General features: G+C 67.1%; 11 protein-coding genes. 6 read left to right on the top strand and 5 right to left on the bottom strand.

The window, feature by feature from the left end:
* Window positions 1–1,500 (bottom strand): polysaccharide biosynthesis tyrosine autokinase (locus ACFFCA_RS12270; RefSeq protein WP_375485164.1); only part of this gene is annotated, 1,500 nt, incomplete at its 3' end.
* A gap of 148 nt (window positions 1,501–1,648) precedes the next feature.
* Here ACFFCA_RS12270 and ACFFCA_RS12275 point away from each other — a divergent pair.
* Both ACFFCA_RS12275 and ACFFCA_RS12280 read left to right on the top strand, forming a co-directional pair.
* The gene (locus tag ACFFCA_RS12275; RefSeq protein WP_375485166.1) at window positions 1,649–4,390 is read left to right on the top strand and encodes a PKD domain-containing protein; all 2,742 of its coding nucleotides are present in this window, start codon (window positions 1,649–1,651) and stop codon (window positions 4,388–4,390) included.
* A 93-nt stretch (window positions 4,391–4,483) separates the two neighbouring features.
* On the top strand, window positions 4,484–5,245 hold the full coding sequence (locus tag ACFFCA_RS12280; protein WP_375485168.1) for a 2OG-Fe(II) oxygenase: 762 nt from the start codon (window positions 4,484–4,486) through the stop codon (window positions 5,243–5,245).
* 27 nt (window positions 5,246–5,272) lie between these two features.
* On the opposite strand, the gene ACFFCA_RS12285 is transcribed toward ACFFCA_RS12280, so the two are convergent.
* Window positions 5,273–6,046 (bottom strand): FkbM family methyltransferase, encoded by a 774-nt coding sequence (locus ACFFCA_RS12285; RefSeq protein ID WP_375485170.1) that lies wholly within the window; start codon window positions 6,044–6,046, stop codon window positions 5,273–5,275.
* 19 nt (window positions 6,047–6,065) lie between these two features.
* Between ACFFCA_RS12285 and ACFFCA_RS12290 the strand changes: the two genes are divergently transcribed.
* On the top strand, window positions 6,066–7,139 hold the full coding sequence (locus ACFFCA_RS12290; RefSeq protein WP_375485172.1) for a glycosyltransferase family 4 protein: 1,074 nt from the start codon (window positions 6,066–6,068) through the stop codon (window positions 7,137–7,139).
* Here the strand turns inward: ACFFCA_RS12290 and ACFFCA_RS12295 are convergent.
* A complete protein-coding gene (locus ACFFCA_RS12295; RefSeq protein ID WP_375485174.1) occupies window positions 7,042–7,875 on the bottom strand; it encodes a hypothetical protein in 834 nt (277 codons plus the stop codon). The two genes, ACFFCA_RS12290 and ACFFCA_RS12295, sit on opposite strands and share 98 nt — an antisense overlap.
* Window positions 7,876–7,980: 105 nt before the next feature.
* Here ACFFCA_RS12295 and ACFFCA_RS12300 point away from each other — a divergent pair, with 105 nt between their 5' ends.
* The gene (locus ACFFCA_RS12300; protein ID WP_375485176.1) at window positions 7,981–8,892 is read left to right on the top strand and encodes a sulfotransferase domain-containing protein; all 912 of its coding nucleotides are present in this window, start codon (window positions 7,981–7,983) and stop codon (window positions 8,890–8,892) included.
* A 9-nt stretch (window positions 8,893–8,901) separates the two neighbouring features.
* Here ACFFCA_RS12300 and ACFFCA_RS12305 read toward each other — a convergent pair whose 3' ends face one another.
* A complete protein-coding gene (locus tag ACFFCA_RS12305; RefSeq protein ID WP_375485178.1) occupies window positions 8,902–10,701 on the bottom strand; it encodes a DUF4012 domain-containing protein in 1,800 nt (599 codons plus the stop codon).
* Window positions 10,702–10,729: 28 nt separating this feature from the next.
* A complete protein-coding gene (locus ACFFCA_RS12310) occupies window positions 10,730–11,107 on the bottom strand; it encodes a hypothetical protein (protein ID WP_375485180.1) in 378 nt (125 codons plus the stop codon).
* Window positions 11,108–11,354: 247 nt separating this feature from the next.
* Between ACFFCA_RS12310 and ACFFCA_RS12315 the strand changes: the two genes are divergently transcribed.
* Together ACFFCA_RS12315 and ACFFCA_RS12320 are read left to right on the top strand one after the other, a co-directional pair.
* Window positions 11,355–11,951, top strand: coding sequence for a hypothetical protein (locus tag ACFFCA_RS12315; protein WP_375485182.1), 597 nt, complete (start codon window positions 11,355–11,357; stop codon window positions 11,949–11,951).
* Between the two features lie 610 nt (window positions 11,952–12,561).
* Window positions 12,562–14,158: CarD family transcriptional regulator (locus tag ACFFCA_RS12320; protein WP_375485184.1), on the top strand; the 1,597-nt coding region annotated here is incomplete at its 3' end.

Genomic DNA, 14,158 nt, shown 5'->3' on the forward strand with positions numbered 1-14,158 from the left:
GGTGTCCTGAGCGGTGCTGGTGTCCGTGTTCTCGACAGCCGATGCTGTTGCGTCCTGGGCCCCGGTCGTTTGGTCGGCCTTGCGCAACGGAGCACCCTCGGTGGGCGTGGGGTCGACGCTTTGGGTCGGCCCCGACCCGGTGTTGTCGACGAACCGGTGCGACGCGGTGCGGTAATGACCGTAGTAACTGCGTTTGTGCCGCGCCGGTACGCGCGTCAACACGGTGCCCAACAGCTTGGCGTTCACGACGGCGAGCGACTCGATAGCCGTCGCAAACTGGTCGCGCTTCACGTGGCGGTAGCGGGCAACCAGGATCACGCCATCGGACACAGCGCCCAAGACGGCTGCATCGCTGACAGGCAGCAACGGCGGCGCATCGATGATGACGAGATCGAAGCGCTGGCGGAGCTCGTCGAGCAGGCCGGTCATGGCTTTCGACCCCAGAAATTGAGCAGGGTCGGGTGGGGTCGTTCCAGCAGGGAGGACGGTGATCTGCTGGCGATGCCATGGGATCAGAGCTTCGTCGAGTCGGTGGGTACCCGCTGCGACGTCGGTGAGACCCAGCGTCCCGTCCAGGCCCAGATAGTTCGTCGCCCTCGGGCGACGAAGGTCGCCTTCCACGAGACAGACCTTCACATCGGCCTGAGCCATCGTTGTGGCGATGTTGCAGGCCGTGACGGATTTGCCCTCGTTGGCGACGGCAGAACTGATGACAATCTGGCGCGGCGGACTATCGACGTCGACGAACTGCAGGTTGGTACGGATGGAGCGGAAGTCCTCGACTCCGGCAGTCTCCTGGTGCATGGAGACGAGTGGCCGGGTCTGGAATTCCGAGTCGTTGCGAATCGTCCCCAGAGGGCTGGCGCCACTGAGGCGACTCAGATCGTCGGTCGTGCGAATCGAGGTGTCGAGCTGCTCTCTTACGATGGCGAGCGCAATGCCGAGAGCCAATCCGATGAGCGCACCCAACGCGACGTTGAGGACCGGCTGGGGCGAGCTCGGACTTCTGGGCCGCAGCGCCGGCACGTCGAAACTGGCGGTAACGAGCGAAGCCGGCAGCGATTGCCCGCCGCTCGCACGGTTCGAGCCATTTATATAGGCGGCAAGACTCTCGGCCACCGCATTAGCGATCTGTTGAGCCAGCTTGGCCTTGCTCGCGGTCGCCTGAACCTTGAGGTTGAAGCTGCCACTCGGAACGCTGGCGCTGACCTTCTCGTCGAGCTGGTGCACGGTCAGCCCGAGGGAGAGCTGCTTGATCACCGGTTTCAGCACGTACGGGCTATACACCAATGGTGGCAGCGACTGCACGGTGCTCTGCACCGTTGTCGCCCCCTGCTGGGCCGTGGTTGCCTTCGGGACCACAGTTCCCGTGGCTTCGGCCTGGTAGCGGGGACTCATGAGCACAGTCAGACCGACCGCGGCGAGCACGCCGATCACGGTCATTGCCACTATGGCGAGCCAGCGCTTTCGAAGCACCTGGCCGTAGTACTTCAAGCTCACCTGCGGTCGTCCCCTTCACGAGGTCGGCTGGCGTCGCCGGTTGGCTGTGGGGACCAGGACCGCGAGCCCACCGAATGGCCGCCGATCAGTGTAGGCGAGACCAGGAGATGTTGCCGGATGAAGGCGGGCACAGCGACCTTCGTCGGCAATGAGCCAGCTCCTGTCTCGCCGCCGACGCGACGTTGCGATTTCATCTCGCGTGTGTAGTCCACATAAGGTATCGTCCTCGTATTACGGCGCCCCGGGGGGTTGGTGCCGTTTGTCACGGGGGAAATTGATGATGTTGTCGTCTGTCATGGGCGCGTGTCGTGCACGAACCTGGAAGCTCCTGATGGTGGCGGTTCTAGCCACCGCCTGCTGGGGGGTAGTGGCGGTCGCGGCGCCGAGCGCGCGCGCGGACACCGCGCCGCCCTCGGGCACTCCCGCCACGGTCAGCGCGGACCCCCTTCCCACCGTGCAACAGAACGGCGTCATCTGGGCACAGGTGACCGTCGGCAACACGGTCTACGCCGCGGGCAAGTTCACCCAGACCTGGCCCGCCGGCACCACGAATACAGCGGCGAACTACACAGCACGGTCCAACCTGCTCGCTTACGACATCACGACCGGTTCGCTCACGGCCTTCAACTTCGCGCTCGATCAGCAGGCTCTGGCCATCGCCGCGTCCCCGGACGGCAGCAAGCTCTACGTCGGCGGGGACTTCACGAACGTGAACGGAGTTGCGCGCAACCACTTTGCCACCTTCGACATCGGGTCCACGCAGCCGAACGGTGGCGTTCTCGATCCCAACATCAAGCCGAACTTCAGTGGCGAGGTCGGGGCCATAGCACCGAGTTCCGACGGCTCGACGGTCTTCGTCGGCGGCAACTTCGTGAACGTGAACACCGTCGGACGCCTGCGCCTGGCCGCTGTCAGCGCGTCGAACGGCAACCTGCTCACCTGGGCGCCGAAGGCCGACGACAACCAGGTGACCGCCATGGTCGTCACGCCGGACAACTCGGAGGTCGTGATCGGCGGCCGCTTCAGCTCGCTGAACGGCGTGCCCACGCCTGGACTGGGGGCGGTACGAACCTCCGACGGGACGTCGGTGCCTTACGCGGTTGCCGCAACGATCAGGGATTACACGACGCCCGGCAGCAAGGCTCCCAACGGAGCCGGCATCGAGTCCCTCACTACGGACGGCACCCAGGTCTACGGGTCGGGCTACTCCTACAACGAGGGCAATTTCGAGGGATCGTTCGGCGTCGAGCCGAACAGCGGCAAGATCAACTTCGTCAACGATTGCCACGGTGACACCTACGACGTGTATCCGGTCGGCAAGGTGCTCTACACCGTCAGCCACGTACACGAGTGCACGGCCACAGGTGACTTCCCAGACACCAACCCACGCGTCAACTGGCACGCCAATGCGTGGACGACCAATCCCACCGGTACGAACGTCGGCCCGGACGACTACGGCTGGAACTATAACGGCGTACCGGACAGCAGCCTGTTGCAGTGGTACCCGAAGCTGACGATCGGCACCTTCACCCATCAGAACCAGGCAGCTTGGTCTGTGACCGGAAATAGCAAGTACATCGCACTGGGCGGTGAATTCCCCGCGGCCAACGGCGTCGCGCAGCAGGGCATCGTTCGTTACGCCATCAGCTCGTCAGCCCCGAACAAGGTCGGGCCGACGCCCGCCGCGAGCCTCACGCCGTCCGCCACGTCGACGACCAACGGGCGCGCTCAGGTGTCGTGGAAGGCAACCTGGGACCAGGACAACGCCAACCTGACCTACAACGTCCTGCGCGACGGTGGAAGTACGCCGGTGTACTCAGTCACGCAGGCGTCCAACTTCTGGCAGCTGCCGAGTCTCGGGTTCACGGACACCGGCCTCGCGCCGGGTTCCAGTCACACCTACAAGATTCAGGTCGTGGACCCGTCCGGAAATAAGGTCGGAAGCTCGGTATCGGCGCCGGTGACCATCTCCGGCACCGGACCACCCCCACCGGCCGCACCCGTAGCGGCTTTCACGTCCAGCTGCTCCACCCTTACGTGCACGTTCGACGCGTCCGGATCTTCCGGTACCGCTATCTCTTCCTACGCGTGGAACTTCGGTGACGGCAAGAGCGGTTCCGGTAAGACCACAGCGGATTCCTACGCCACGGGTGGCAGTTACACAGTCACGCTGACCGTCACCACCTCGGACGGCCAGCAGAACTCAGTCAGCCACACGGTCGCCCCGACGGCCCCTCGAAACCCCACGGATCCGTACGCCACAGACGCGTTCAATCGCACGGTGAGTTCGGGTTGGGGCAACGCCGACACCGGCGGGGCGTGGACACCGACCGCGTCGACCACGAGCCTGTCGGTCGGCAGCGGCTCGGGCGCTCTCAAGATGTCAGCGCCAGGGTCGAACCCGGGCGCGTATCTGGCCGGCGTATCAACCACCGATGCGAGCACCACCGTCAACATCACCACGAATGGAGCGCCCACCGGCAACGGTACGTATCTCGACGTGCTCGGGAGGCGGGTCTCATCGAATACGGACTACCGCGGCCGGGTGATCCTCGCCCCGAACGGCTCGGTGACGCTCGCACTCATTGCGATCAACGGAGGCGCGGCAACGACGTTGAAGTCTGCGACCCTCGCCGGCGTGACGTACACACCCGGCAATCAGCTACAGGTGCAGCTGGCCGTGAGCGGCACCAGCCCGACGACCCTGCGCATGCGTGCGTGGCCCGTCGGGACGACCCAGCCGGCCTGGCAGTTGACCGCGTCCGACAGCGCCACCACACTTCAGACGAACGGGTCGGTGGGACTTGCCGGGTATCTGCCGGGCAACGCGACCACAGCACCGGTCACGATGCTCGTCAATACGTTTTCGACCGGCCCATCCGGGGGCTGACAGTCGCCGAGAGGTCGGTTCAGGTAGCCGGCCCTCCCGACCACCGTTGCTTGCGAAAGGAAGGTCATGCTGTCGTACCCTGTTGCGCCTCACGTGTCGGACGACGTCGGCGCGCTCGTCGCGCAGTTCGCGTCGTCCGGGCCGGTGAAACACGTTGTCATCGACGATTTCCTGGATTCTGAGTACGCGCAGCAATTGTTCGACGACTTGCCCGATCCGAAGGCCATGCCTAAGTCGCGCGACTACATGTTCAGCGATAAGCGCGAGCTGTCCACACTGGACCGACACTCCGCCATCTCGATTCAGCTGCACGACATCTTCATGAGCCCGGAGTTCGCCGACCTGGCGTCCAAGCTCGTTGGTCACCCGGTGTTTCTGGACCCTGAATACATCGGGGGAGGTTTTCACGCGGGGTCCGAAGGCAGCTTCCTTGACCTGCACGTCGACTTCAACATCCACCCGGCCCACGAGGACTGGCTTCGTGAGTTCAACATCTTGCTTTACCTCAACCCGGGCTGGGAGCCGTCCTGGGGCGGAGAGCTGCTGCTGACCGACAACCCGGGTAACCCCACCCTGGCCGTCGAGCCACGGTTCAACCGCCTGGTGATGATGGAGTGCACCGACACGTCGTTCCACGGCTACAAGCAGATCGCTTTTCCGGCGGGACGCTCACGTCGTTCGGTGGCGGCCTATGCCTACTCCACTGTCGTCGCGGGTTCGGTCACGCGGCATACGACGAACTGGGTTCCGCAGGACGCTAGCCTCATCAAAACGGCTCTCGCCAAGAATTGGAACCGCATCGTGCTGACCAAGAACAGGTTCTTGGGTAGCGGAACCCTGAAGAACCGTCGATAGCACAGCGTGGGTCACGCGCCGACGGGGTCAGGCGGTCGTGAACAGGAAGTTGTTCGCATATTGGCCTCCAGGGCGACGGTTCAGCTGTGGCCCGTCCCAGCGTTTCCGGTCGACCGGTACCACGACATTGCCCGACAGTTCACGGGCTTGGTAGCCCAAGTCGTCGAGGAGCAGAGTCGCCAGATGTCTGACACGCTCGGTACCCGCGTGTTCGACCTCGACCTCGACGAGGAGGGTGGGTCGGTCGCGCGTCAGCAGGCCCTGGGCTCCTTTCAGGAGAGCCAGCTCGTGACCCTCCACGTCGACCTTCATGAATCGAAGCGGTCCCGGCATGGGCTCGTCGTCCAGCACAGCAGTGGCAACGTCGACATCAACAGCGTCGTCCACGGCGTCGCCGAGCGTGGCGCGGCCGATGACGGGGCGACCGTTGTCCAGCGGCACATGCAGAACGGTGGTGCCCGCGGTGTCCGACAACGCTCTCGCGCGCAGCTCGACGCGATCGCGCCATCCGGGACCGGCCACGCCGGCAGACAGGTACCGCGCCAGCGCGGGTTGAGGCTCGTAGGCCACGACGTGTCCGGTCGGCCCGACGAGGCGAGCCAAGTGGTAGGTGTAGACGCCGTGATGAGCCCCGACATCGATCACCGTGTCACCAGCATGCACGAACCGCGACAAGATACTCAGTTCGGGCTCGCGCGAGCCTCCCAGACGGGCCCGCAAGGGAAGCGATATGCGCGGGGGCAGCACTTTGCCCACGGCACTCTGCACCGTCTGGCGAAGACGGCCCAGTTCAGTCTCCATGTCACGGGAGACTAGTCGCATGAGAGTTCTCTTCGATGCCTACTGGTGGGTCGAGGGCCCGGTGTCGAACCGAACGGTGCAGCGCGAATTCATCACCGCCTGGCTCGAACAATTTCCCGGCGACGACTGCACTCTGTTGTTGCCCCGTGATCACCTCGCCATAGCCGACGACCTACCTCATGCAGCCCGTGCGGTGGGGAGCCGGTTGAAGCCGCACGGCATCGCCATGGCCGCGGACATGCCCCGGTTGGCTCGTCGGCTCGGTGTTGATCTCACCCTGACACACAACTTCGCGCCGTTGTTCGGCCGCAGCGCCGTCTTCGTCCATGATGCGCTGTACGAATCCAACCCCGAATGGTTCAGTCGGGCCGAACGCGCCTACCTTTCGTTACGCCCGCGCCTCGCTCCGCGGGCGGACATCGTCTTCACGTCGTCGCACACCGAGGCCGCCCGGATCCGATCCCTGTACCGAGGGGTGAGTCGCGTCGAGCCGGTAGGGCTCGCGGTACGTACCGACCTGCTGGCCGCCGAACCCAGGCAGGTCCCCGGCATTCCGGCCGACTTCATACTGAGCGTGGGCCGATTGAACGTCCGTAAGAATCTGATCACGACGTTGCGGGCAGCGCTCGCCTCGGGCCGGTTGTCACCGCAACGTCCTCTGGTGGTCGTCGGAGAGGCCGACGGGCGCACCGGTGCCCTGCCCGCTGGCTTGTCCGCAGCGTTGAGCGACCGGTCGGTCATCATCCTTCCGTCGGTCGACGACAGTGAGCTTGCATGGCTTTACCGCTCCGCGCGACTGTTCATGTTCCTGTCTTTGGATGAGGGTTACGGGCTCACGCCGGTCGAGGCGATCACGTTCGGGTGCCCGTGCCTCGTCAGCGACCTCCCGGTCTTCCGCGAGAACCTCGGCGATCGCGTCACGTACGTCGACCCGCTGGATGTCGAGGCGGCCGCGGCGGCACTGCGTGCGACGTTGGACGCTCCGCGAGGTACGCCTAATCGCGATCTCGGGCTGTCGTGGGCCGCTTGCGTGCGACGGATGCGCGCGGCATTGGAACGGATGCCTGGTCAGCCGACGACACGTCATCGGTAGAGGGGGTACGACGATCCAGGTTGATAATCCAGCCGAAGACTGCGACCAGGATGATGCTGAGGGCGAGACCAGCCACGATGTCGCCGAGCAAATGCCGACTCAGGTAGAGGCGCGTGAACAGCTCGATGAACACCACCACTCCTCCGAGATCGAGGAGCCTCGCGGCGACCGTTTCCGAGTACGGCCGCCAGAGGGCTGCCGCCAAGACGAACAACGACAGCAGTCGCGACACCGAACCGGACGGAATGGCACTCACGCCTGCGCCAGCGGTGGAGACGTGCTCGGTGAATTGGGCAAGGGTGTGGTCGTGAAAGGTGTCGACGGTCGCCGTCTGCACGCTGATCTGTACCAGCACCACCACGGGCAGCACCCACGCCGTCCAGGACCGAGAGCGTCGGAAGATCAGGATCGAGAGGACGCCGGCAACGACGAAGCACGGGACAAGATCCCCGACGGTCGTGACCACGGTCGCGATGTCTTGCACCGTCTTCGTGCGATCCGGGACCAGCCTCTTGACCACCCGAGCGTCGGCATGAGCGACTGCGTGCGACTTGTAGGCAAGCGCGAGAACGACGAACACGACCACCGAGGCCGCGACTGCAGTCAGGCCGCCTCTGGACGTGCTGATCCTCGGCCCAGGTCGGCGCGGAAGGGTGGCCTGAGCGAGCCGGATCGTCTCAACAACCGCGAGGGCGCTGATGAACGCAACTGCAAACCACAGGACATGCGTAGCCACGTGTTTCCCCCGGACGGATGCGCGAACGTGCGGGCCGAAATCATATCGGGCCTGACTGGCGCGAGGCCCAGGACAACGTGCTGGCACACAACTAGGCTCAGCGCCGTGAAAGGCAACGACCGCGTGCAACCTGGTCAGAACCCGCACCGGCTTATCAGCCTCGGCCGCTCAGCCGTGCGCAAGTACGGAAGCCTCACCGCACCATGGCGCCCCCTCCCCGAGTTCTTGATCATTGGCGCCAAGCGGGGGGGCAGCACGTCCTTCTACTACGACCTGTTGGGTCACCCCCAGATCGCTTCGTTGTTCCCCCGTCCTGACCACCTGCCGAAGGCGTCGGCCACCAAGGGGGTTCACTACTTCGATCAGAACTACGACCGTGGTCCGCAGTGGTATCGCGGTCATCTGCCCTCGATGGCGGCGCGTGCGCTGCAGTCGCATCGGCACGAGGGGCCGGTGATTACCGGCGAGGCGTCGCCGTACTACCTGTTTCACCCGGCGGCGGCAGAGCGGGCCGCGGCTCTGGTTCCGCAGGCCAAGATCATCGCCGTGCTCCGTGACCCTGTTGACCGGACCTACAGTCATTGGAAGGAACGCCGTCGGGCTCAGGCCGAAGACCTCGATTTCGCCTCGGCCCTGGACGTCGAGGACGCGCGCATCGGCGACGTCGAGATGCGCCTACGCGCCGACCCGGCGTTCCACAGTTACGCCCATGAGCACCAGTCGTACGCCCGGCAGAGCGAGTATGCCCCGGCGTTGCAGCGGTGGTACGACAACTTCCCGCGCGACCGCATTCTGATCCTGTCCAGCGACGAGTACTACTTTGCGCCGCAGCAGGTGCTCGAGGTCGCACTCGCGTTCCTTGATCTGCCCGCGCACCCGCTGGCGACGGGCAAAATTCGGAACGCGGCCGAGGGCGGCAATGTGGATGCCGATCTACGCGTGCGCCTCACCGCCCGATTCGCACCCCACAATGCGAACCTCGAACAGCTCGTCGGACGTCGTTTCAGTTGGTCGTAACGCGCCGAGTCATCGGCAGTGGTGGTCGCCCGACCTTGTCAGCGCCTGAGGGTTGGCTCGCGGTTGCCGGAGAACTTGGACCGGTCTCGACGTCGCGGGCTCGCGTACCGTCACAGCCAGCCGCCGCCGGCTACCAGCAGGCAACTCGACGTCGACCGTCACGGTGCTCGTCGAGCCCTCGGGTAGAACGGCAAAGGGGACGATCTGGCCCTCCAGCATCACTCGCTCGATGGTGGCATTGGCGCTCGCATAATAGGTGACCAACTCCCGGTTGTCGCCGGGCCGAGCACCCGCGAAACCGTCCGACCGAATCGTGACGTACGGGGGCAGCCCCGTACGCGGGGCGGTATTGGTGAGTGTCAACGTCGTGGTGGCCACGCCACCGTCCGCACAGTCGGTACGTCGATAGGTCATGCTCGACCTCAGGTAATAGTCCAACTTGCCGCCAGTTGCGTTGTTGACCACGTATCCGGTGTAGGTCCGCCCTGCTGCGGGGCCGAGGGCGCCGGCCCACTGCGCAGATAGCAGGTTGCGCTCGATGGCGGGGTCGGCGGAGTACACCAAGAGCCGACGCTCGCGGGCCGATCGGGACAACGCTGTAACAAGGCGAGGGGCGCTGCCTGCTCGGAGCAATCGCTCGGAGACCGCTGCGGCGATGCTGTCGAGAAAGGCTTTCCGGGCAACGACCTGGGCCGGAGACGTGCCCGGGAACCGTCGATACTGGCCCGCCTGCGTCAGCGTCGCTACGTTGGCTGCGCTGACCCTGACGCCACCCGGCACTTGCGCGGGACCGGTGACAGCGAGCAGGTAGGACAATGCGATCGGGTCGATGGCCAACGCGCCGTCGACGCGCTGCCCGGTCTTGGCTTGCCACATACCTGCCCAAATTCGCGCGGCGTTTCGGAAGTCAGGGCTGATGTCGGAATTCGCGAACGTCCCGGCCGGATCGTCCTGACCGTAAAGGGCTTTGTACTCCGCACCCAGGTTGACTCTGGCGCGAACATGCATCAGATCCAGATCGGATCCGAAGTGTTCGAAACGAACGCGTCCATGGTCGGCGCTTGCTATGGCGAACGCGCCGGGGACACCGCCTACGCCTCGCGACTCGGCTTCATTCAGGAAGCCGATGAAATATCGCTTGGATCCGTGCTGGCCGAGCATGGGGAGCAGGATCCCTACCGCGCGGTTGACGCCGGACAGGTCGCCGACGACCTTGGTCAGTTGGTGCAGTGTGGATCGGCGTGCCGAGCTCACGGGTGACGCCCATGACGGGTCACTCGCGCGGATCGCGCGCAATGCGCTCGAGGCGCGTCTGCCCGCTTCGACGAGCTTGGGCTGAGCCGAGATGAGCGGAGTCAGGTCGAGGCGTTCGTCCGCGGTGCGGATGTGATCGTTCACCGCGCTCAGCTGCATGAGCCGGGGCAGTATCTGGTTGGTGAGTACATCGGCCTGTGCGGTGATCGTCCGCGCGGTGCGCAGCGGCGTGCCGAGCAGCGGCAGGTTCGCACCGACCCACCAGGCCGGCCCCGACGTCAACTCGTGGGCGCTGGCCGTCTGGTCGGCGACGTGCTGGGAGATGCGTCGGGCGCGGGGAAGATCGCCGTGCGAGACGGCGGTCCGGAGCTGCGTGATCTCGCCCCGGACGTCGTTCAGCCGCGCGCGCGCCACCAGGCCGCTGACGACGACCCAGAGCACGGCACCCAGGACGACGGCGACGACGCACCAGAACAGCAGCATGTACAACCGGGCGCGGTGGTCGGACCCGGGTTCGGTGGCGGTCGACGCGGCGTCGGCGGGATCAGAGGACACCGCGGGAACGTGGCTGCTGGTGTGCGGGTCAGCCGTGCCGGCGACGCCGGCCGAGACCCAGGAACACGGCGCCGGCGCCGAGCAGGACCACGGCGATACCCGTAGCGGTCAGAGCCTGGAAACCGGTCGAGGACAACCCGGAGCTGCGGTGCGTGCTCTCGTTCGCGACCGACGACGTGGTGCCCGCCGTCGAGGTACCCGGTGCACGGTGCAGGCTGGTCGGCAGGATGCCGGAGCTCGGGTTGTTCGGCGGATACGGATCGGCATGGGCCGACGTGGCGCCCCAGCCGATCAGCAGCACCGAGCAGGCGAGCACGGCGACGAGCAGGGCCGCGCCGCGCCGTGTCAGGGACACGACCGTGGCGGACAGAGCAGTGGACGACGTGGTGATAGTCGAGGACGACATGCGCAACAAACCCCCCGTGTGGTGCGCGATCAAAGCCTTGTGAGATTAGCGTAATCTCTTCGGCCCTGCCACCCGAGACCGCGGCGAGCGGGGTCAGCCCGTCCGGCGCGTCAGCACGAAGACACCCAGGCCGCCGGCCATCAGCAACACGATGGCAATCAGCAGGATCAGGGTCCACGACAACCCGAGCGGTGCCGCGTTGTCGGTGTCGGCGCGGGTGGGCGAGCGGGTGGACGACGGTGCCTGAGTGGTCGCGGGGGTCGACGGCGCAACGGAGGATGCGCCGGACGCCGCGCTGCCGGAGCCGCGCGATCCTCCGTTCGGGGCTGACGACGCGCCGCCCGACGCCGAGTCGCCGGAGCGTCCGCTCCCCGACCCGGTGGCGGCGGAGCCGTTGCTCCCCGAACCATTGGAGCCCGAGCCATTGGAGCCCGAACCGTTCGAGCCGGAGCCGGAGCCGTTCGACCCGGAGCCGTTAGACCCGGAGCCGGAGCCGTTCGACCCGTTCGACCCGGAGCCGTTCGACCCGGAGCCGGAGCCGTTCGAGCCGGAGCCGTTCGACCCGGAGCCGTTCGACCCGGAGCCGGAGCCATTCGAGCCGTTCGAGCCGTTCGACCCGGTGCTGCCCGATCCGTTCCCGCCGGACCCGGTGCCGGTGCTCGGCCCACCCGGTCGGGGCGAGCCCACCGGCGGTGTCGAGCCGGGCGGCACGGTCGAGCAGGTCCGCTGCGGGGTACGGGCGGTGAGCCAGGAGCCGCCGGCCGATGCGCGTACCGAGACCTGGGCGGAGAACGAACCCGAGCTGTCCGTGACGGGTGCCCCGACGCTCGCGTTCTCCGGGTAGAGCGTGAGGGCCACGCGGTGGCGGACGTCCAGGCCGTGCCCCACGAGCACGTCTGCACCGGACCCGGACGTGCTCCAGGCCAGGGTGCACGGAGGGCTGGGCGGGTACGGCGCCACGGCCGACGCCGACGGCAGGTTCGCGACGAGGGCCGCGCCCAGGGCGGCGGCAGCCGTCGCCAATCGCAGGACGGACCTGCGGCAGTTCGACGGCCGGCGCAACGCAGCGCTCAGCGGCATCGCGAATTCCCCCGATTTCGCGTTGGCGTACCCGAGGCCTGGATCGGTCCCGGTCAAAACCACGTTAGCTCACCTGTTACGTCGATGCGAGGTGAGGGTGGGTTTTTCGTGCCGAAAGTCCTTTTCGGAACTTTCGGGTGGCTCGTGCCCCGGCGACGGCCATCAGAACTGCGGCGCTCGGCGTCGGCCGGCGTTGTCGGAGACGTGCGTAGTCTGGAGGTTGCCGGACGGTGGGTCGGCTCAGGCTGTCCGCTCAGACTGTTGCTCGGGCTGTCGCTGCTCAAGCTGTTCCGATGTCGCCCGGCGGACCCGGTTGCTCTGCGGCCGGGCTCTTCGTGCTGCGCTGGAAAGGCCCCTTGCCCGTGTCGTCCTCCGTGTCCACCCACCCTCGGTCGTCGCTGTCCGCGCTGCTCGACGTCGCCGCCGACGACCCCGCGCTGCGCGCCGTGGTCAGCTCGCTGGGCGAGCCGGACCTCACGCTCAGCGGGCCCACCGGCCTGCAGCCGCTCGCCCTGGCCACCGCGGCGCGCGCCGGACGGTTCGTCCTCGCCGTCACCAGTGGCGCGCGCGAGGCCGAGGACCTCGTGACGGCGCTGCGCTGCCTGCTGCCTCCGGACACGGTGGCGCTGTACCCCGGCTGGGAGACCCTGCCCCACGAGCGGCTGTCGCCGCGCGCCGACACGGTGGGCCAGCGCCTGGCCGTGCTGCGTCGGCTCGCCCACCCGACGTCCGACGACCCGTCCACCGGGCCGTTGTCGGTCGTCGTGGCCCCGGTCCGTGCCGTCCTCCAGCCTCAGGTTCCCCGGCTGGGCGACCTGGAACCGGTCGTGCTGGGTACCGGCAATTCCGGCCTGGAGCTCACCGAGATCGTCGAGCGGCTCGTCGGCGCGGGGTACGCCCGCACCGAGCTCGTCGAGCGGCGCGGGGACTTCGCGGTGCGCGGCGGCATCCTCGACGTGTTCCCGCCCACCGAGGAACACCCGCTGCGGGTCGAGTTCTGGGGTGACGAGGTCGAGGAGGTCCGTTACTTCAAGGTGGCCGACCAACGCTCGCTCGAGATCGCCCCGCACGGGCTGTGGGCGCCGCCCTGTCGCGAGCTGCTCCTCACCGCCGACGTGCGCGAGCGGGCGGCGGCACTGCTGGTGCAGTACCCCGACCTCGGTGAGCTGCTCGACCCGATCAGCCGTGGCGAGGCGGTGGAGGGGATGGAGGCGCTCGCTCCGGTCCTGGTCGACCGGCTGGACCTCGTGGTCGACGAGCTGCCGGCCGGGGCGCACGTCGTGCTGTGCGACCCGGAGCGGGTGCGGACCAGGTCGGTGGACCTCGTCCGCACGTCGGCCGAGTTCCTCGAGGCGTCGTGGGCGGCCGCGGCGAGCGGTGGCCGGGCTCCGGTCGACCTCGGCGCCGCGTCGTTGCGCGACCTCGACGACGTCGAGGCCGCAGCCCGGGCCGAAGGCGTGCCGTGGTGGGGCATCAGCGCCCTGACCAGCGACGCCCCGGGCACCGTCACCAGTTCGCTCACCCAGTCGCCGAGCTACCGCGGCGACACCGAGAACGCGCTGACCGACGTGCGCGGCTGGACGCGGGCCGGCTGGCGCGTCGGGCTGGTCTTCGACGGCCACGGGTCGGCCGCGCGGGCCGTCGAGCGACTGTCCGGTGTCGAGATCCCCGCCCGGCTGGTGAGCGACGTCGGGCTCGACGCCGGCGTCGTCGACGTCACCACCGGGCGGTTGCTCGGCGGGCTGGTGTCCGAACCGCTGCGCCTCGCGCTGCTGTCCGAGGCCGACATCACCGGGCAGCGCGGCTCGCTGACCAAGGACACCAGTCGACTGCCGTCACGTCGGCGCAACGCCATCGACCCCATCCAGCTCAAGTCCGGCGACCTCGTCGTGCACGAGCAGCACGGGGTCGGTCGCTACGTCGAGATGGTGCGCCGCACCGTCAACGGCGGCGAGCGCGAGTACCTGATCA

It is taken from the genome of uncultured Jatrophihabitans sp. (assembly GCF_964252635.1).
Lineage (GTDB): Bacteria > Actinomycetota > Actinomycetes > Mycobacteriales > Jatrophihabitantaceae > Jatrophihabitans.